Source organism: Actinoplanes sp. CA-142083, assembly GCF_050942195.1.
Lineage (GTDB): Bacteria > Actinomycetota > Actinomycetes > Mycobacteriales > Micromonosporaceae > Actinoplanes.
This window is the reverse complement of record NZ_CP192076.1, coordinates 8,173,654-8,191,832: the sequence shown is the minus strand read 5'-3', so window position 1 is coordinate 8,191,832 and position 18,179 is coordinate 8,173,654. Positions and strand designations below refer to the sequence as shown.

The window sequence follows — 18,179 nt, the reverse complement described above, 5'->3', positions numbered from 1 at the left end:
GGCGTGGTGCGATCAGGAGTTGGCGGGCTTGAGGTGCAGGACGACGTCGAGCGCGTACGGCTGGGTGGGCTGCATGCCCGCGTACGGGTCGGCGTCGCCCGGCCAGCCGGTCCAGTTCTTCGTGCTGTAGAAGCCGCCGACGTTGTCGGAGCCGACCGGCAGCATCGGGGCCTGCTCCACGAAGATCTTCTGGATCTGGTTCATCGCGGTGGTGCGGTCGGCGTCGCTGGTGGCGTTCGCGTACGCCTTGAGCGCGGCGGTCGCCTCGGGCGACTTGAACCGTCCGAAGTTGCCCTGCTGAGCGGCGGTGCCGATCGGCTTGAGCATGTCGCCGTCCATGACGGTCTGGTAGATGTCGTACGGCGTCGCGCCGCCGTTCGTCCACCGCATCGTGGCCTGGAAGTCGCCCTTCTGGACGTTCTGGTCCCACTTGTCCTGGTTGGCCTTGTCGACCGTGGCCGCGATGCCGATCTCGGCCAGGTTGGTCTTGATGATCTCCAGCGTGGTCTGGTAGTCGGACCACGGCGCCGGGTCGGTCAGGGTGATCTTGACCGGCTTGCCGGACGGGTCGGTCAGCGTGGTGCCGTTCAGCTTGTAGCCCGCGCCCTGCAGCAAAGCCTTGGCGCCCGCCACGTCCGGGGTGAGCTTCTTGTCCTTGTACTCCGGCGCGACGAACGCGTCTCCGGCGCCGTTCGGCAGGCCGGTCACGCTGTCGATCTGCGGGTGGAAGTAGCCGGCCTCGGCCTGGTTGAAGATGTCCGCCCGGTTGATGACCATGTTCATCGCCTGGCGCAGCTTCGCGTCGTCGAACGGTTTGATCGTGGTGTTGATGTACAGGCCGTGGATGCCGAGCACGCCGGGCGCCCACATCTTGTGGTTCGCCGGGTCCTTCGAGACGAAGGTGGCCTGGTAGTTCGGGATGAAGACGAAGCTCCACTCGGACTCGCCGTTGGCCAGGGCGGTGGTCTGCGCGCTGTTGTCCGCGTAGGACACGTAGCGCAGCTCCTTGACCTTGGGCAGGTCCTGCCAGTAGCCGCTGTCCCGGACGGACAGCACGACGCCGCCCTGGGTGAACGACTTCAGCGTGTACGGGCCCGAGCCGATCGGGTTCTTGTTGATGTCGGTGGCCGGGTCGGCGATCTTCTCCCAGATGTGCTTCGGCACGATCGGGGTGTTCGCCATGATCTTGTTCTGGTTGACGAACTGCGGCGTCTTGAACGTCAGGTGCACGACGCTCCCGTTGACCGTGATCTGGTCGTAGGGGATCGCGTACTGGTTGAGCGCCTCGTTGCCCTTGAGCAGCGTGAACGTGTACGCGACGTCGTCGGCGGTCAGCTTCTGCCCGTCCGACCAGGTGGCGTTGTCGCGCACGGTGACGTCCACCGACTTGTAGTCCGCCGCCCACTTCACGTCGCTGGCGAGCCACGGCTTGGCCGGGTCGGCCGGCTTGACCGGGTTCCACTGGGTCAGGGGCTCGTAGATCATCCACTTGTAGCCGAGCGCGTTGGCCGAGGAGGTGCCGGCGAACGGGTTGTGGTTCTCGGTCTGCGTGCCGTTCGGCATGCCGATCTTCAGGAAGTCGACCGACGACTTGTTCGCGTTCGCGTTGTTGGCGTTCGGCGAGTCGCTGCACGCGGCAAGACCGCCGCTGGCGAGCACGCCCGCCACGGCGACCGCGAACAGTTTCCTTCTCTGCATCGCTAATGCTCCTCAGATGAAATGGGTGAAGAGGGGTGCCCGAGGGCGTGCGATATCGCGGTGCCGGCTGGCGGCCGGCTCCGTGAGCTCGCGGTGTTTATCTGGTCAGGTCACCGGGGCGCGGTGACTTTCCTGGAGGCTGCCGGGGCGCGGCGGCCGCGGAACAATCAGGCGACTGTGGAGCCGCGGGTCACGAAGGTCGTAGGGATGACGGTCGGCGTGCTGGGCAGGGGTGTGCCCTCGAAATGGGCGAGCAGCGTGCGTGCCGCGGCCTCGCCCATCTCGCGCAGCGGTTGGTGCACTGTGGAGAGCGGCGGCTGGGTGTGCGCCGCGGTCGGGATGTCGTCGAAGCCGACCACCGCTACGTCTTGCGGTGTGCGGCGGCCACTGTCGAGCAGCGCCTGCATCGCGCCGAGCGCGGAGAGGTCGTTGTGGGCGAAGACCGAGTCGAACTCGACGCCGGCCGCCAGCGCGGTGTTCACCGCGTCGGCGCCGCAGGCGACCGTGAAGTCGCCGAGCGAGACGCGCTCCGGAGGGATGGCGAGGCCGGCCTCGGCGAACGGCGACGCGAAGCCGGCGGAGCGCTGGACGGTGCAGCCGAAGCGCTCCGGGCCGGTGATGACCAGCGGCTTGCGGCGGCCGATCTGCAGCAGGTGGCGCGCGGCCGAGCCGGCGCCGTCGTGGTTGGTGGTGCTGACGCTCGGGATGTCGCCCGAGGTCTGATCGCGGTCGTCGATGAGCACCACGGCCAGGCCGCGGCGGTGCAGCGTGTAGATGTAGTCGAGGGTGCCCTCGGGCTCGATGACCAGCAGGCCGTCGAACGATTTCGCCGACACCTGGGCGCCGAACTGGCGCATCGACTCCTCGCCGCGGTTGCAGGTGAACAGCAGCAGGCCGTACCGCTCGGTCTCGAGCACGTCCACCGCGCCCTGGATCACCTCGCCGATCCACGGCCAGGTCAGCGACGGCACGAGCATGCCCACCACCCGCGTACGGCCGCGGGCCAGCCCGACGGCGCGCGAGCTGGGGACGTAACCGAGCTCGTCGATCACCGCCCGCACCCGCGCGGCGGTCGACTCGTCGAGCTCACCCTTGCCGTTCAGCACCCGGGACACGGTCGTCTTGCTGACCTTCGCCCGGGCCGCCACATCGGCGATGGTGATCGGCACTGGTCCTCCTGTCCGGCGCATACCCGCGATTCTCCCGGACGCCCATCGCGTTCACCGATGGGAGCGTGTCCATTTCCCGGAGGTTGCGGAACCGGTTTCGGGACCGGTTCCGGCAGTTAACGACAGTGGCCCGTGTCACGTCAATGAGAAACAAACTTTATTTGCGTATCGCTACGGTAACCTCGCCGAAACCGACCGGACAAATGCTGATTTAGGCGGTGGGGACGGCGGCCACGTGCGGCAGCACGATGCCCAATGGGGCATCGATGAGGAGACTTGCGTACGGCTCTCCACGCGTCACGCCGCGATTGACGATCGCCACTCGGATGCCGTGCTTCACGGCCCGCAGCACGAACCGCCGCCCCGACATCACGGTCAGCGAGGAACCGAGAACCAGCAGCGTACGGGCGCTTTCCACCAGCTCGAAACTGCGCTGGACCCGATCGGCCGGCACGGTCTCGCCGAAATAGACGACGTCCGGCTTGAGCATCCCGCCGCAGTCCAGGCAATCCACCGTGGTGAATCCGTCCAGCGACTCGTCGGCCAGCTCCGCGTCGCCGTCGGCGTTGAAGGCGATCGCCACCCCCGCGAAGGCCGGATTGACCGCGTCGAGGCGGCCGCCCATCTCCTCGCGCGGCGTCAACGCGCCGCAGTCGAGGCAGGTGATGCGGGCGAGGTTGCCGTGCAGCTCGATCACGTCGCGGGCGCCGGCCGCCTGGTGCAGCCCGTCCACGTTCTGCGTGATGATCCCGTCGAGCAGGCCCTGCTCCTGCAGCCGAGCCACGGCCCGGTGACCGTCGTTGGGCGCGGCCTGGCCGATCGTGCGCCAGCCGAGGTGGCTGCGCGCCCAGTAGCGCCGCCGGGCGATCGGGTCGCGGGTGAACGTCTGGTAGGTCATCGGCGTGCTCCGCCGGGCCGAGCCGGACGGGCCGCGGTAATCCGGGATCCCGGAGTCGGTCGACAGTCCCGCGCCGCTCAGCACCACAACGCCACCCTCGGCCATCCACTCGCCGAGGGTCGCCACCTGCTCCACCACCTGAAGGTCCACCCAGCAATAGTCCCTCGCGAGGTGGACCGAGTCACACGGCCGTGACGTCGGCGACCCGTGCACGTTGCACACCAATTCGGTAGGTTGTTCCCGTGGCGGCTGTGGCGAATGTGCTTCGCGGTCACTGCGTCGCCAGCTTCCTTGGCCGCAGTGACTGGGACGTTCGCCGTCTGCTCCGCTTCTTCGCCGGCCTCGCTCTGCTGGCGCTGGCTCTGACCGGTCCGGTCGCGGCGCCTGAGATCTCTGCGCCATCACCGGCGGTGATCACGACGGTTACGACGCCGACTTCGGTCACCGTGAGTGATTCGGCGTCGGCGCCTTCTCCCGTACGGGTCATAGCCCCGCCCTCTCTGCCCGAGCCGGCCGCGGCGATTGTCGTCGCGGCCCTGACGGTCGTGCTCGCCGGCGCCGTCCTCCGGGTCCGCGGTCAGCGGGCCCCGCCTACGGCCTGACGCCTCCGCACGCACCGCGACCGGCCGCCGCTTCAGCAGCCGAAGACTCCGCTGCGTGAGGACTCGCCCCGTCGACCCGTACGGAATGAATCTTTGAAGTTTTAGGCGTATCCCCATCTCTTTGCGAGGTGTTCCGTGGAAACCGCTTTGGACAGTTTTCTCGTCTCCGTCCCGCAGGCCGCCGCGCTCTGGGTGCTCATGCTGCTCGGTGTGTTCCTCCTGGCCGGCATGCTCGCCCGCCGCACCCGCCCGGCGCCGGAACCGGTCGACGACGCCGATGCCGACGCCCGCCGCTTTGCGAGCGAGGTGTCCGTGGCCGCCCAGCGCGCCGCCGCGACGGCCGAGCGCCGCCGATCCGCCTGGAGCGCGGCGCAGCAGGAGCTCGACGCCGCCTGGCTCGCGTTCGACGCGGCCGACAAGATCGCCCGCGAGGCCGCGAAGGCCTGCGCCTACCCGCTGATGAGCCGGCGTCGCAAGCCGGGGGAAAACGCGGAGCGTCAGCGTTATCTCCATCACGCTGCGAGTGCGGCGGCCCGCAACCGGCAGATCTCCATCGCCCAGCTGAACGACGTCTTCGCCCACCGCGGCTGGAACCCGCGGCTGCATCCGGTGGTGCAGGAGTCGGCGCTGCGGCAGGCGATGCGCGATCATCGGTGGGCGGAGTATCAGAAGGCCCTCCAGCACGAGCGTGTCGCCTGGCAGGAGGCGGAATCGGCGGCCGAGGCGCTGCGCAGCCTCCGGCTCGAGACGGCCGCCGCCGTCACGCGCGCGGGCGCCGGGCAACCGGCCGCCGATGAACAGTGGTGGGCCGACTCGTGGACCACGGCCGAGCTTCCGGCGGCCGCCTGAAAGTCGTGAATGGAGTGGTCACGCATTACTCCGCGAGTGTCATACCGGGCAGGTACGGTAACCGCACGGGATGACCGCCGCACCTTATGACGGTTAGGAGGCCAGCGTGACGCAGTCCCCGGCGGGAGCCTCCCCGCCCGCGGTCCGCATGCACCGTGCCGCGGTGGTGGAGGACGCCCTCCACGAGATCGTCGAACGCCGGTTGCGCAACCGCGGCTGGCGCCCGGTGATCACGGCGTACACGGGGTACGGCGCGCCCGGCTGGGCCCGGGTGATGGCCCGCGTCGTGCTCACCCGCGGCGGCGACGCGCGGAAGAAGCTGGAAAAGGTGCGCGGCTGGCGCAGCTTCATGAGCTCGCCGGTCAGCAACGCGGTGGTGCGCATCCAGATCGGCGACCAGGTCACCGAGACCCGCACCGACCGCAGCGGCTACGTCGACTGCCGGGTCAAGGGCGACCTCGAGCCCGGCTGGGCCAAGGCGCGCCTGACCATCGAGGGCGCGCAGCCGGCCGACGCGCCGATCCGCGTGGTCGACCCCGCCTGCCGCTTCGGCCTGATCTCCGACATCGACGACACGGTCATGGTCACCGCGCTGCCGCGCCCGCTGCTCGCGGCGTGGAACACGTTCGTCCTCGACGAGCACGCCCGCATGGCCGTCCCCGGCATGGCGGTCCTCTACGAGCGGCTGATCACGGCCAACTCGGGCGCCCCGGTGTTCTACCTGTCCACCGGCGCGTGGAACGTCGCGCCCACCCTGACCCGCTTTCTCTCCCGCCACCTCTATCCCGCCGGCCCCCTGCTGCTCACCGACTGGGGACCGACGCCGGATCGCTGGTTCCGCAGCGGCCAGGAGCACAAGCGCAACACGCTGCGCCGCCTGGCCGACGAGTTCCCGCACATCAAGTGGCTGCTGATCGGCGACGACGGCCAGCACGACCAGGAGATCTACTCCGAGTTCGCGCACGCCCACCCGGAAAACGTGGCGGCCGTGGCGATCCGCCGGCTGTCCCCGACACAGTCGGTGCTGGCCGGCGCCGTTCCCGGGCCGGCCGGCACGCCCGAGATGGTCGGCTCGGGTGGCAAGACGTGGTTCAGCGCGCCCGACGGCGCCGGGTTATGGTCGCTACTCCGCGACACTGATGTCGTCTGAGGCCATGCCGCCGCCGACGCCTGGTCCTCCGGACGGCGCGGAGAACCCGTGCTCCGCGGGAGAAGCCGCCTCGGCGACCCGCTGGTGCAGCCGGTCACGCACCTCGTCGGGGGTGTATGCCCGGCGCTTGCGCTCCGAGCGGGCCACGACGACTCCGGTCGCCGCGACTCCAGCCAATCCGGCCAAGCCCACTACCTTCCACCAACGCATCATCCGAGGATAGACACGTGGACGCCGCAATCAGTCTCGATCAGGCCCTCGACCTGACGCGCACGGGTGACATCTGGATCTTCCGTGGCCGCTCCGGCCCCGACCGGGCGATCCAGACGCTGACCAACAGCCCGGTCAATCACGTCGGCATGTCCCTGGTCATCGAGGACATGCCGCCGCTCATGTGGCACGCCGAGCTGGGCAAGTCGCTGCCCGACCTGTGGTCCGGCACGTTCCAGCGCGGCGTCCAGCTGCACGACCTGCGCGACGCCGTCACGGTGTGGGCGCACCGCTACGGCCAGCGCGGCTGGCTGCGCCAGCTGGAGCCCGGCGTGCCTCGTCCCATGGAGGACAAGGCGCTGAAGACGGTGGCGCGCCTGGACGGCACGCCGTTCCCGTCGTCGACGCAGCTCGCGTGGCGGTGGGTGCGGGGCCGGGTGCCGCAGGTCCGGCCGCGCAAGTGGAAGCGCGGTCCGTCCGACGCCGGCCTCGAGACCGCCTACTGCGCGGAGGTGGTCGCCGTGACGTACGAGGACATGGGCCTGTTGCCCCGGGGCCGCCAGCCCAACTGGTACGACCCCGGCCGCTTCTGGAGCGGGGACGAGCTTTCGCTGTGCGACGGCTTCACGCTCGGCGACGAGATCGAGGTCGACGTCGCCTCATAGTGTTTTGTAAAGGCCGCCCGCCTGCCACGTGCTCCACGGCAGATTCCAGTCGCCGTATCCGTCCCAGCTGGGCATCTTCGGCCCGCCGGTGTTGGTGAAGACGGCCACGTCCCCGACCTGCGCGAAGCCGAAGAACTTCTGGGCGTCGCCCACGTTGAGGTTGGTGCACCCGTGCGAGGTGCTGCGCTGGCCGATGTTCCCGCCGTTCCAGCTGGCCGCGTGGAAGAACTCGCCCGAGTTGGTGATCCGCACCGACCACGGCACCTTCTCGTCGTATCCGGGGCCCACCATCCGCTGGACCTTGACCTTCTCCATGACCACCTTGGTGCCGCTGAACGTGGGCGTGCTCGCCTTGCCCAGCGAGACCGGGAAGCTGAACACCTGCTTGCCGTCCGAGGTGACCACCATCCGCTCGGCCTTGCCGTCCACCTTCGTGATGTTGGCGGCGCCGGTGCTCATGTCGAGACTCAGACTGTTGTCGAACACCAGCCCCGGCCCCGCCGGCTGCCCCTTCACGGCCAGGTCCATGTGAATCTTGGCGTGCGCCGGCCAGTAGCTCTCGGTGCGGTAGTGCGCCTCGATCGGATACTTGGCGTAGATCGCCGACTTCTGGAAGAACCAGGCCCCCTGCGCCGGCGCCCCGTTGACGGTGACCGTCGTAGCCGCCGCGAACGCATGCGCATCCCCGATCTTGGCCGACAGGTAGGCGATGATCGGCATGCCGACACCCCAGGTCGACCCGTCCCCTTCGAGCAGCCGCACATGCACGGGCTTCCCGGCCGGCGTCGTGGACGCCGCCGCCGATGGGCTTGCCGGCGCGGCCGCGCCGGTCGGCCCACCTTCCCAGGCGCCGCCGGACGAGGACCCACCGCAGGCCGCGAGCAGGCTGAGGCCGACCCCGGCCACCACAAGCCGCCACGAACGAGAACTTCTCATGACAGCGACGATGCTACGAACCGCGCTCACCCGCCAGCCGGGTCCCTTTGCGCTGCGCAATCTTGATGACTTGCCGCTCGGAGCGAACCGCAGGTCATCAGAGCTGGGTAGCTCGCGCGCGCCGGACTGTCCGGCTCGCTTGCGCTGCGCAATCTTGATGACAGAGATGATGGTGGGTGAGCACCTCCCGCCGGGGTCTGACCCGCTTGATGACTGACTTCGGGTCCTTCGTAAGACTTGTCGGCTCCGGTCGGGAGGTGCTCGTGCACGTGCCGGGTCGTGGCGTTGTGACTTCATAGGAGCCTGGCCAGAGGCCCCATCTCTGTCTTGTCCATCGTTGCCCGGCCGGTGCGTGCCGCCCTGCCCACAGTCACGAACGACAGGACGACGATGCCCTCCATTACACCTGACCCGGCCCTTTTCGATGTCGTCGGCGGCGTCGACACCCACCTGGACACTCACACCGCGGCGGTCATCGACCTGGTCGGGCGGGTCCTGGGCACCGAGCAGTTCCCGGCCACGGCGGCCGGCTATCAGGCGTTGCTGGCCTGGATGCGCGGGCACGGCCGGCTGTGGCGGGTCGGCGTCGAGGGCACCGGCGTCTACGGTGCCGGGCTGGCCCGCCGGCTGCGCGCCGCGGCCGTTGAGGTGATCGAGGTCGACCGCCCGGACCGCAAGACCCGCCGGTCACAGGGCAAGTCCGACCCGATCGACGCCATCGCCGCGGCCAAGACCGCCCTGGCCGGCGAACGCACCGGCCTGCCGAAACAACGCGACGGCCAGGTCGAGGCCCTGCGCCACCTGCGGCTGGCCCGGCGCAGCGCCATCGACCAGCGCGCCGACACCCAACGCCAGATCAAAGCCCTGATCGTCACCGCCGACGACCAGCTGCGCGCCCGGCTCCGCGAGCTGAGCGTCAAAGAACTGATCGGCACCTGCGCGAACCTGCGGCCGGACCGAGCCGACGCCGCCAGCCCGGCCACCGCCACCAAAATCGCCCTGCGCTCGCTGGCCCGCCGCCACCAGCACCTGACGGCCGAGATCACCGACCTGGACAGCCTGCTCAAACCCCTGGTGGCCGCGATCAACCCGGCCCTGACCGCCGCCCACGGCGTCGGCACCGACATCGCCGGTCAACTACTGGTCACCGTCGGCCAGAACCACCAGCGACTCACCAGCGAAGCCGCGTTCGCCATGCTCTGCGGCGTCGCGCCGATCCCCGCCTCGTCCGGCAAAACCCGCCGGCACCGGCTCAACCGCGGCGGCGACCGCCAAGCCAACGCCGCCCTCCACCGCGTCGCCATCGTCCGGCTCCGCAGCGACCCCAACACCCGCGCCTACGCGCAACGCCGCACCAAAGACGGCCTGTCCAAAAAAGAAATCATCCGCTGCCTCAAACGCTACATAGCCCGCGAGCTCTACCAACTCATCACCACCAACACCCACGAACCCGCCGCTTGACATCTATAGGAGCGTCTTGCCGTCCGGAGCGAACCGCAGGTCATCAGAGCTGGGGTCGCTCGCGCGCCGTGCTGTCCGGCGTGTCGCCCGGCCCGTGTATGGACATTCCGGCCGCGCCGGACCAGCGTGGTCTCCATGGGTGGGGGCTTGGTGGGCCGGGTCGCCGAGGTGGCGGCGCTCGACGAGCTGCGTGCCGGAGCGGCGCGTGGTGAGGGCGTGGTGGCGCTGCTGACCGGCGAGGCCGGCGTCGGCAAGACGGCCGTGGTCGAGGAGGCGGTCGCGCGCGCCACCGGCATGGCCGTGCTGACCGGGCGCGCCTCGCCCGACGAGGGCGCGCCCGCGTTCTGGCCGTGGCTGCGACTCCTGGAATCCGGTGTGGACGGACTGTCGCCGTCCCTGCTCGTGCTCGCCGACGAGGGGGAGTCGGCCGCGAAGGCCCGGTTCCGCGCGATCGGCGACGTGGTGCAGGCCTTGCGGTCCGCCGCCGCCCATGTGCCGTTGATGCTGGTCCTCGAAGACCTGCACTGGGCCGACCCGGCCTCGCTGGCGTTGCTGTCGGCGCTGTCCCGCGAGCTCTCCGGCACCCGGATCCTGGTGCTCGGCACCTCCCGCACCGACATCGATCTCCCCGACGCGACCGTGCTGCCGCTCGGCCCGTGGGATGCGGCGGCCGTAGCGACCTACCTGGACGGCCTCGCCACGACCCCGGCGCACGGCACCTGGGCGCCGGTCGTGCACGAGCTGGGCGGCGGAAATCCGCTCTACACAAGGGAATTGGGCCGGTTGCTCCTCCGCGAGGATCGCCTGAGACACCCGGCTGGCGACATCGACCTGCCCGACGGGCTGCGCCTGCTGGTGGCCCGCCGCACCGCCCACTTGAGCCCGGCCTGCCAGGAGCTCCTGGGCGTGGCGTCCGCCTTCGGCGCCGAGATCGACACGACGGTGATCGCAGGCGCGCACGCGGTCGCAGGCGCGCACGGTGTCGCAGGCGCGCACGGTGTCGCAGGCGCGCGCGCTGTCGCAGGCGCGCACGCGAAGGCGGTCGTGGAAGCGCACGAGAAGGCGGTTGCGGAGGCCGTCGAGGCGGGCGTGCTTGTCGACGACCCGTGGGCGCCGACCCGGCTGCGGTTCGCCCACGAGCTCGTCCGCCAGGCCTGCTACGCCGGTCTGAGCCGCGACGCCCGCATCGCCATTCACGCGCGCCTCGCGGACGCCCTCACGGAATCCGGCGCCGGGCCGTTCGAGATAGCCCGTCATCGCGTACGGGCGGCCGCCGACCCGGACTCCCGCCGGTCAGCCGCCGCCGCGTGTGCCGCCGCGGCCCGCCACGCGACCGCGGCCCTCGACCACGGCGAGGCCGTGCGCTGGCTGACCCGCGCCCTCGAGAACGACCCGTCGGCCGCCCTGCGGATCGAGCGCGCCGGCGCGGCCTACCGGGACGGGCAACTCGACCTCGCGGTGACCGATTGCGAGGCCGTCGTCGACGAGATAGGCGCGCCGGCCGCCCTGGTGGTCCGCGGCGTCGGCGGCCTGGGCAGCCCACTCGCCCCGCGCCTGCTGCGTCTCTGCGAGCGGGCGCTGGAGCGCGAAAGCCAGCGCGAGAGTCAGGCCGACCTCGACGAGGCCGGCCGCGCGCAGGTCCTCGCCCAATACGCCTTCCTGATCGCCGAGATGCACGACGGCCCGCGTGCCGAGCCGATCAGCCGGGAGGCGATGGCGCTGGCCGAGCGCTCCGGCCACCCGGGCGCCCTGGTCGCCGCGATCCACGCCCGGCACGAGGTGATCGACCCGATCCAGGACGTCGACGAAGTGCTCGAGCTGGCCCGGCGCGGCGTCGAGCTGGCGGTCCCGGGCGGGCGGCCGGACGCCGAGCTGTGGAGCCGCACCTGGCGGCTCGACGCGTGGCTGTGCCTCGGCGACCTGGCCGGCTACGACGCGGAATGCGCCCGGCTGACCGAGCTCGTCGACCGGCTCGGCTGGCCGGTCGCCCAGTGGCATCTGCTGCGGGCCCAGGCCACCCGGCAGCTGCTGGCCGGCCGGTTCGCCGAGGCCGCCGCGACCGCCGTGGCGGCCCGCGACCTGGCCTTGCGCGCCCAGGACATGTCGGCGGAGCTGCTGCTGACCGCGTTCCAGGGCGGCCTGGCGTTGCACACCGGCGAGAACCGGCACTGGCCCGAGGACCTGGCCGCCCTGAGCCTGCGCTACCCGGGCGTGCCGATCGGCGTCGCCCAGCTGGCGCGCATCGCCATGGAGATGGGTGAGCGCGAGCTCGCGGCCGAGAAGGTCACCGAGCTGCGCGGGCTCCTGCCGCGACTTCCGGTGGACGGGCGGCGCCCGTTCATCGTGATCACGGCGGGGGAGGTGGCGGCCTGGGTGGGTGATCTCGATCTGACCGCGGAGTGTTACCGGCTCGGGCTGCCGTATGCGGGGCGTTACCTCAACACGACGACGGCCTGCTACGGCGCGACCGACCGGTCGCTCGGGGTGATAGCGGCGGCCGTCGGCGCGCCCGATGCCTTGCGGCATCTGGCCGACGCCGTCGAGATGGAGGAGAGGTTCGGTTCCGCGCCGTTCGTGGCTCTTTCCCAGCTCACGTACGCCCGGGCGCTGCGCTCGACGGATCACCGGCAGGCCCGTACGCTCGCCGGCTCTGCTCTTGCCACCGCCCGCCGCCTCGGCATGCGCAAGATCGCCGAAGAGGCCGCGGAGCTGGCCGGCGACGACCTGCTCACGGCCCGGGAACGGCAGATCGCCGGCCTGGTCGCGGCCGGCCTCTCCAACCGGGGGATCGCCGAGCAGTTGGTCCTCTCGGAGCGAACCGTCGAGTCCCACGTACGGAATGTCCTCGGAAAGCTGTCGCTGACCAGCCGGGCCGACTTGCGGGGGTCTTCTCAGTACCAGCACTGAGGTTTCCGTCCCCGCCAAGCCCGAGGCTCGGTGGCATGACGACGAACCTGAGCACCGACCTGAGGCCCGGCACCTACACCATCGACCTGGCCCATTCCACCTGCACGCTGACCGCCGCGCACGCGTTCGGCCTCAAGCCGGTCACCGCGACCATGGCCATCCGCGGCGGCACCGTCACCATCGGCGCCGACCCGTTCCGCTCCAGCGCTTCGGCGCAGATCGACGCGGCCTCGTTCCGTAGCGACGACCCCAAGCGCGACCGTGACATCCGCGGCAAGCGGTTCCTCTCCGTGACCGACCACCCGGTGATCGCCTTCCGCAGCACGGCGTGCGCGCGGTCCGGCGGCGGCTGGCAGCTGACCGGGGTCCTCTCGGTGCGCGGCACCGACAGCGAGGTCGTCCTGACCATCGACACCGTCGAGCCGACGGCCGAGGGCTACCGCTGCGTCGCCCGGTGCACCCTCGATCGGGTGACGGCCGGCGTGAAGGCGGGCCGGGGCATCATCGCCCGGCCCGTCCATCTCGAGCTCGACATCCGCGCAGTCGGATGAGCCGTCGGGTGAGTCACCGCGCCCGGTCGTAGAGCAGGCAGATCGCGCCCGATTCGGTCGTCGACAGGTCGGTGAGCGACCAGGACCCGGCCGGCAGGCCGTCGTCGAGCAGGCGACGGCCGCCGCCGACGATCTCGGGGGCGAGCGTGATGCTCAACCGGTCGAGCTCGTCCGCCTCGAGCAGCGCCAGGAGGACGCTGACGCTGGCCAGCACGATGATGTCGCCGCCCGGCTGCTCGCGCAGTTTCCGCACCTCATCGGCCGGGTCCGTGTCCGCGATCCGGGAGTTCTGCCAGGACGCTTCGGTCAGCGTCGTCGAGAAGACCACCTTCTCGACCTCGTTGAGCCACTTCGAAAAGGCACGATCCTGCGGCGCGGCGTTCTCGTCCTCGGCCACCGCCGGCCAGAAGCCGCCGAAGCCCTCGTAGTTCTTCCGGCCCAGCAGCGCGGTCGTGGCCGGGCTGGTCACGCGCACCATGTGGTTGCGGGCGGCCTCGGTGATCGCGTGCGGGACGATCCATCCCATGTCGTACTCGCCGCCGAGGCCGCTGACCCGGCCGTCGAGCGAGAGGGTGATGTTGGCGACGACGCGGCGGGCGGTGTTTCCGTTCTCGTTTGTCATGCCCTGAATCCTGTCGGGCCGGCGACCGGGGAACATCTGCCACCTGGCAGAGATGTGCTGGCAGACTTCGGGCATGCCGGATCTCCACCACCTGCCGCCCGAGCTCTCCTCGTTCGTCGGCCGGGCCGGCGACGTCAAGGCGATCGGCGCGGCGGTGGCGGCCGGACGGGTGCTGACGCTGGTCGGGCCGGGCGGCTGCGGCAAGACCCGGCTGGCGATCCGCGCCGGCCGGGAGTGGCCCGAAGTCTTCTGGGTCGGGCTGGAGAGCGAGTCCGATGCCGACCGCGTCGCGCATCGCGTGGCCGACGCCCTGGACGTGCTGTTGCCGTCCGGCCTCGACCCGCTGCGCGCGCTGGTCGCCGCCCTGCGCGATCGCGAGTTGCTCGTCGTGATCGACAACTGTGAGCACGTGCTGGCGGGCGCCGCCGAGGTCATCGCGGCGTTGCTGGCGGGCTGTCCCGGCATCGCGGTGCTGGCCACCAGCCGGGCCACGCTCGGCATCACGGGCGAGCGGGTGTGGCGGGTGCCGCCGCTGGAGCTCGCCGACGCGCTTGAGTTGCTGCTGGAACGATCCGGCGCCGAGGGCCCGGAAGCGCGGGCCGCGGCCCGGCGGGTCTGCGACCGGCTCGACCGGCTGCCGCTGGCGCTGGAGCTGGCGGCCGGCTGGACCGGCACGCTGTCGATGGCCCAGATCGCGGACTCCCTCGGCAGCCCCCTCGCGATGCTCGACGGCGGCGCGCGGACGGCGCCGTTCCGGCAGCAGACTCTCGATGGCTCGATGCGGTGGAGCCACGACCTGCTCGACGAGGACGAGCGGGTGCTGTTCCGCCGGCTGGCGGTGTTCGAGCCCGGCTTCAGCGCGGACGACGTGGTCGCGCTCTCCGGCGCGGCGACCCTGAAAGCGCTGCGCGGGCTGATCGACAAGTCGCTGGTGGTGGCCGACACGACCGGCGCGGCGGCGAGCTACCGGATGCTCGGCGTCGTCCGGGCGTACGCCCTCGACCGGCTCGACGAGGCGGAGGAGACGGCGGAGTTCCGCGACCGGCATCTCGACCTGCAACTGGCCCTGCTGGAGCGGCTGACCCCGCTGCTGGAGTCCGACAAGGACACCTGGCGAGCGCGGGTCGGCGCGGCCTACCCGGACATCCGCGCCGCCATCGAGTGGGGACTGTCCCATGAGGACGCTTCGCGGGGGCGCCGGCTCGCGGCGGCCTGTTCCTGGCTGTGGCACCTGGAGGGCCGCGGCGGCGAAGGCATCGAGCTGCTACGGCGGGCGGCCGGGCGCGGCGCGGACGAGCGAACGATTCTCCAGGCCGACGTGCTGGCGGCGCTGGCGCTGGTCGGCGACACCGGGCTGCCCGGCATCGAGGCCTACCAGGTGGCGCACGCGGCCCGCGAGCTCGCGGTCGAGGTGGGCGCGTCCGGGGCCGGCCGGATCAGCCGCGCCCTGACCGCGGTCGGGCAGCTCATGGTCGGGCTGGACGCCGCGATCGCGGAGGCCGAGGCGGCTCGCGACGAGGCCCTGCGGGCGGGCGACGCGTTCGTGGCCGACTCGGCCGAGGTGTTCATCGGCCTCGTCCACGTGCTCGCCGACGACTATCCCGAGGCGATCGCCCGTCTCGAAGCGGCGGTGGCGGGCCCGCTGGCCCGCGGCGACCGAGGGGTGGCGGCACTGGCCCTCGGCTGGCTGGCGCTGGCCTCCGCCCGCACCGGCGACCTGCGGCGGGCCGGCGAGCTCGCCGAGCAGGCCGTCGACACCGCGGCGCCGCTGCGGGACTTCCACTGGACCGGCTCGACCCGCTGCGTCCTCGCCGAGATCCGGGTCCTGCAGGGCCGCCCGGCCGACGCGGTCGCCGCGCTCGAGCCCATCGACCGCCTGCTCTCCGGCGACCTGCCGTTCATCACCGGCTGGGAGCGCACCAAGGCCATGCTGGCGCTCGAGGACGGCCACCCCGCCGAGGCGGTCGAGTGGTGCCGCCGCGAGGGTCGCTGGCAGCCCGTGCCCAGCGACGAGGGGCTGGCGCCCGAGACCAGGCTGGTGCTGGCCACCGCGCTGCGGCGGGCCGGCGACCGCGAGGCGGCGGCGCAAACGCTGCAGGCCCTGGGGGAGGCGCCGCTGACCCCGTCGATGCCGCGCATCCGCGCCGGCGTGCTGGACGAGCAGGCGCTGCTGGCCCGCGACGACGACACCGAACGCGCGCTGCGGCTGCACCACGAGGCCCTGCGGATCCGGATCGACCACGGCCTGGTGCTCGGCTTCCTCGCCAGCCTGGAGTCGCTGGCCGAGCTGAGCCGGCTGCGCGGCGCCCACGAGGCCGCCGGGCTCCTGGCGGCCGCCGCCGAGCGCGCCCGCGTCGACTTCGGGGCCGCGCCCCGCCCGAGCGGCGCCGATCTCCGAGAAGCGATGGATGTGCGGACGGCAGTCGCCTACGCCGCCAAGGCCCGCGGCCCCCGCCGCCGCCCGGACGCCGGCTGGGAGAGCCTGACTCCCGCCGAGCTGTCGGTGGTGGAGCTGGCCGTGCAAGGCCTCAACAACGTGGAGATCGCCGCCCGCCTGTTCGTCGGCCGCGGCACGGTGAAGACGCACTTGGCGCACGTCTACGCCAAGCTCCAGGTGGCCAACCGCACCGATCTGGCGCGCCTGGCCACCGAGCGCCGGGGACCCGGCTGATCATCGGTCCGGGCAACCCGGCCGGGACCGGCTCAGCGGCGGCCGCCCACCCGGCTGGAGGAGGAGAACGCGGCCGCGCCGCCGCCCGAGGACGACGAGCCCGAGCCACGCCGGCCGCGGCCCGCGCCGGCGGCCGGCCTGGCCGTGGTCACCGCGGTGGTCTCGCCGCCGTTGCCCGAGCCCCGGCCACGCCCGCGAGACCGCCCCGACCGCCCGGCCTCACCCTGCCCGCCGGCCTTGCCCGACGACGAGGCCCGCGACGAGCCGCCCGACGACGAGGCCCGCGACGCGTCAGCCGCCGAGGCGGCGGCGCGCGACGATCCGGCCGACGATGAAGCGGTCCGCGACGATGAGGCGCCCCGTGACGACGCGCCCGACGATGCGGCGGCGGCGTTCCGCCCGGCGCCCCGGCTGCGGGAACGGCCCCCAGGACGGCCTGACGGCGCCGGCTGGGCGGGCACCGAGGGCGGCGCCACGAACTTGCGCTCCCCGGGCGCCAGCTGAGCCAGCAGCGGGTCACCCGGCCGGATCCGGCTCGTCGTCGGCCGTACGCCGGCCTTGCGTGTCAGATCGCGGACCTCGGCCTGCTGATCGTCCGTCATCAGGGTGACCACCGTGCCCTGCGCACCCGCTCGGGCCGTCCGGCCCGACCGGTGCAGATATGCCTTGTGCTCGACCGGCGGGTCGGCGTGGATGACCAGCGCCACGTCGTCGACGTGGATGCCCCGCGCCGCGATGTCGGTCGCCACCAGCGTCTCGGCGCTGCCCTCCGAGAAGGCCGCGAGGTTGCGGTTGCGCGCGTTCTGCGCCAGGTTGCCGTGCAGCTCGACCGCCGGCACCCCGGCCGCGACCAGCTGCCGGGTCAGCACCTTGGCCCGCCGCTTGGTGCGGGTGAAGACCACCGTGCGGCCCGGCGCCGACAGCAGGTCGACCAGCACGCCGAAGCGGTCGTCGCCGCGCACGTGCAGCACGTGGTGCTGCATCTCGACCGGCGCCTCGGCGGCCGCGTCCACGGCGTGCGTCACCGGCTTGCGCATGAAGCGCTTGACCAGCACGTCGACCCCGTTGTCGAGGGTCGCCGAGAACAGCATCCGCTGCCCGTCGCGCGGCGTCTGCTCCATGAGCCGGCGCACCACCGGCAGGAAGCCGAGGTCGGCCATGTGGTCGGCCTCGTCGAGCACGGTGATCTCGACGGCGTCCAGCGACGCGTGCCCGTTGCGCAGGTGGTCGTCGAGCCGGCCGGGGCAGGCCACCAGCACGTCGACGCCGGCCGCGAGGCCCTTGATCTGCGGGGTGGCGCCGACGCCGCCGAAGACGACCTGCGTGCGCAGGCCGATCGCGGCCGCCAGCGGGGCCAGCGCGGCGTCGATCTGGGTGGCCAGCTCACGGGTCGGCGCCAGGATCAGCGCCCGTGGCTTGCCGGGTTTGCGCGGTTTGCGCGAAGCGGCCAGCCGGGCCAGCACGGGCAGCGCGAACGCGTACGTCTTGCCGGAGCCGGTGCGTCCCCGGCCCAGCACGTCCTTGCCGGCGAGCGAGTCGGGCAGCGTCGCGGCCTGGATCGGGAACGGGGTGGTGATGCCGAGCGTCGCGAGCGCCCCGGTCAGTTCGCGAGGCACGCCGAGCTCGGTGAATGTGATCATGTAGCGAGAACTCCCAATGTCAACAGCGATCAAGCATATAAGCAACCGTCCCGCACCCGTACGGGACCTGATTCGCACTTAACGCAGATCACCGTTCTCCTCAGTGCCCGGACTTCCCCCACCCGGGCGTTACCGCGAGGAGATCCCCCA

The 18,179-nt window shown here is 71.8% G+C and carries 15 protein-coding genes; 8 read left to right on the top strand and 7 right to left on the bottom strand.

Going from position 1 to position 18,179, the window contains the following annotated elements; all coding sequences use genetic code 11:
• Positions 1–12: 12 nt before the first annotated feature.
• The 3 genes from ACQPZX_RS37490 to ACQPZX_RS37480 all read right to left on the bottom strand — a co-directional run bounded on the left by ACQPZX_RS37490 (position 13) and on the right by ACQPZX_RS37480 (position 3,870).
• Entirely contained in the window at positions 13–1,698 is a 1,686-nt protein-coding gene (locus tag ACQPZX_RS37490; protein ID WP_433366302.1) for an ABC transporter substrate-binding protein, read from the bottom strand.
• Between the two features lie 167 nt (positions 1,699–1,865).
• Positions 1,866–2,867: a LacI family DNA-binding transcriptional regulator gene (locus ACQPZX_RS37485; RefSeq protein ID WP_433366299.1), complete on the bottom strand. Its 1,002-nt coding sequence runs from the start codon at positions 2,865–2,867 to the stop codon at positions 1,866–1,868.
• A gap of 211 nt (positions 2,868–3,078) precedes the next feature.
• Positions 3,079–3,870 (bottom strand): NAD-dependent protein deacetylase, encoded by a 792-nt coding sequence (locus ACQPZX_RS37480; RefSeq protein WP_433385668.1) that lies wholly within the window; start codon positions 3,868–3,870, stop codon positions 3,079–3,081.
• A gap of 137 nt (positions 3,871–4,007) precedes the next feature.
• Here ACQPZX_RS37480 and ACQPZX_RS37475 point away from each other — a divergent pair, with 137 nt between their 5' ends.
• From ACQPZX_RS37475 to ACQPZX_RS37465, 3 genes are all read left to right on the top strand, one after another.
• Entirely contained in the window at positions 4,008–4,367 is a 360-nt protein-coding gene (locus tag ACQPZX_RS37475) for a hypothetical protein (RefSeq protein ID WP_433366296.1), read from the top strand.
• Between the two features lie 135 nt (positions 4,368–4,502).
• On the top strand, positions 4,503–5,216 hold the full coding sequence (locus ACQPZX_RS37470) for a hypothetical protein (RefSeq protein ID WP_433366294.1): 714 nt from the start codon (positions 4,503–4,505) through the stop codon (positions 5,214–5,216).
• Between the two features lie 148 nt (positions 5,217–5,364).
• A complete protein-coding gene (locus ACQPZX_RS37465) occupies positions 5,365–6,366 on the top strand; it encodes an App1 family protein (RefSeq protein ID WP_433385665.1) in 1,002 nt (333 codons plus the stop codon).
• Here the strand turns inward: ACQPZX_RS37465 and ACQPZX_RS37460 are convergent.
• Positions 6,340–6,558, bottom strand: a complete 219-nt coding sequence (locus ACQPZX_RS37460) for a hypothetical protein (protein WP_433385662.1) — start codon at positions 6,556–6,558, stop codon at positions 6,340–6,342. The two genes, ACQPZX_RS37465 and ACQPZX_RS37460, sit on opposite strands and share 27 nt — an antisense overlap.
• Positions 6,559–6,593: 35 nt before the next feature.
• Between ACQPZX_RS37460 and ACQPZX_RS37455 the strand changes: the two genes are divergently transcribed.
• A complete protein-coding gene (locus tag ACQPZX_RS37455; RefSeq protein ID WP_433366291.1) occupies positions 6,594–7,241 on the top strand; it encodes a hypothetical protein in 648 nt (215 codons plus the stop codon).
• Here ACQPZX_RS37455 and ACQPZX_RS37450 read toward each other — a convergent pair.
• Entirely contained in the window at positions 7,236–8,177 is a 942-nt protein-coding gene (locus tag ACQPZX_RS37450) for a L,D-transpeptidase (RefSeq protein WP_433366288.1), read from the bottom strand. The genes ACQPZX_RS37455 and ACQPZX_RS37450 overlap by 6 nt on opposite strands.
• Before the next feature lie 390 nt (positions 8,178–8,567).
• Here ACQPZX_RS37450 and ACQPZX_RS37445 point away from each other — a divergent pair, with 390 nt between their 5' ends.
• The 3 genes from ACQPZX_RS37445 (at position 8,568) to ACQPZX_RS37435 (ending at position 13,096) form a co-directional block, all read left to right on the top strand.
• Complete coding sequence (locus tag ACQPZX_RS37445; RefSeq protein ID WP_433384968.1) at positions 8,568–9,638, top strand: IS110 family transposase; 1,071 nt, start codon at positions 8,568–8,570, stop codon at positions 9,636–9,638.
• A 135-nt stretch (positions 9,639–9,773) separates the two neighbouring features.
• Positions 9,774–12,545, top strand: a complete 2,772-nt coding sequence (locus tag ACQPZX_RS37440; protein WP_433366285.1) for an ATP-binding protein — start codon at positions 9,774–9,776, stop codon at positions 12,543–12,545.
• A gap of 35 nt (positions 12,546–12,580) precedes the next feature.
• Positions 12,581–13,096: a YceI family protein gene (locus ACQPZX_RS37435; RefSeq protein WP_433366283.1), complete on the top strand. Its 516-nt coding sequence runs from the start codon at positions 12,581–12,583 to the stop codon at positions 13,094–13,096.
• Positions 13,097–13,109: 13 nt separating this feature from the next.
• Here ACQPZX_RS37435 and ACQPZX_RS37430 read toward each other — a convergent pair whose 3' ends face one another.
• The gene (locus ACQPZX_RS37430; RefSeq protein ID WP_433366280.1) at positions 13,110–13,718 is read right to left on the bottom strand and encodes a dihydrofolate reductase family protein; all 609 of its coding nucleotides are present in this window, start codon (positions 13,716–13,718) and stop codon (positions 13,110–13,112) included.
• 73 nt (positions 13,719–13,791) lie between these two features.
• Here ACQPZX_RS37430 and ACQPZX_RS37425 point away from each other — a divergent pair, with 73 nt between their 5' ends.
• Entirely contained in the window at positions 13,792–16,389 is a 2,598-nt protein-coding gene (locus tag ACQPZX_RS37425; protein ID WP_433366277.1) for a helix-turn-helix transcriptional regulator, read from the top strand.
• 32 nt (positions 16,390–16,421) lie between these two features.
• Here ACQPZX_RS37425 and ACQPZX_RS37420 read toward each other — a convergent pair whose 3' ends face one another.
• A complete protein-coding gene (locus ACQPZX_RS37420; protein ID WP_433366274.1) occupies positions 16,422–18,029 on the bottom strand; it encodes a DEAD/DEAH box helicase in 1,608 nt (535 codons plus the stop codon).
• Positions 18,030–18,179: the final 150 nt, after the last annotated feature.

What these genes read in the sequence shown, in the direction of transcription:
- ACQPZX_RS37440 (WP_433366285.1), top strand. Translation starts at nt 9,774, where the DNA reads ATGGGTGGGGGCTTGGTGGGCCGGGTCGCCGAGGTGGCGGCGCTCGAC.
- ACQPZX_RS37450 (WP_433366288.1), bottom strand. Translation starts at nt 8,177, where the DNA reads ATGAGAAGTTCTCGTTCGTGGCGGCTTGTGGTGGCCGGGGTCGGCCTC.
- ACQPZX_RS37445 (WP_433384968.1), top strand. Translation starts at nt 8,568, where the DNA reads ATGCCCTCCATTACACCTGACCCGGCCCTTTTCGATGTCGTCGGCGGC.
- ACQPZX_RS37435 (WP_433366283.1), top strand. Translation starts at nt 12,581, where the DNA reads ATGACGACGAACCTGAGCACCGACCTGAGGCCCGGCACCTACACCATC.
- ACQPZX_RS37490 (WP_433366302.1), bottom strand. Translation starts at nt 1,698, where the DNA reads ATGCAGAGAAGGAAACTGTTCGCGGTCGCCGTGGCGGGCGTGCTCGCC.
- ACQPZX_RS37430 (WP_433366280.1), bottom strand. Translation starts at nt 13,718, where the DNA reads ATGACAAACGAGAACGGAAACACCGCCCGCCGCGTCGTCGCCAACATC.
- ACQPZX_RS37480 (WP_433385668.1), bottom strand. Translation starts at nt 3,870, where the DNA reads ATGGCCGAGGGTGGCGTTGTGGTGCTGAGCGGCGCGGGACTGTCGACC.
- ACQPZX_RS37420 (WP_433366274.1), bottom strand. Translation starts at nt 18,029, where the DNA reads ATGATCACATTCACCGAGCTCGGCGTGCCTCGCGAACTGACCGGGGCG.
- ACQPZX_RS37425 (WP_433366277.1), top strand. Translation starts at nt 13,792, where the DNA reads ATGCCGGATCTCCACCACCTGCCGCCCGAGCTCTCCTCGTTCGTCGGC.
- ACQPZX_RS37465 (WP_433385665.1), top strand. Translation starts at nt 5,365, where the DNA reads ATGCACCGTGCCGCGGTGGTGGAGGACGCCCTCCACGAGATCGTCGAA.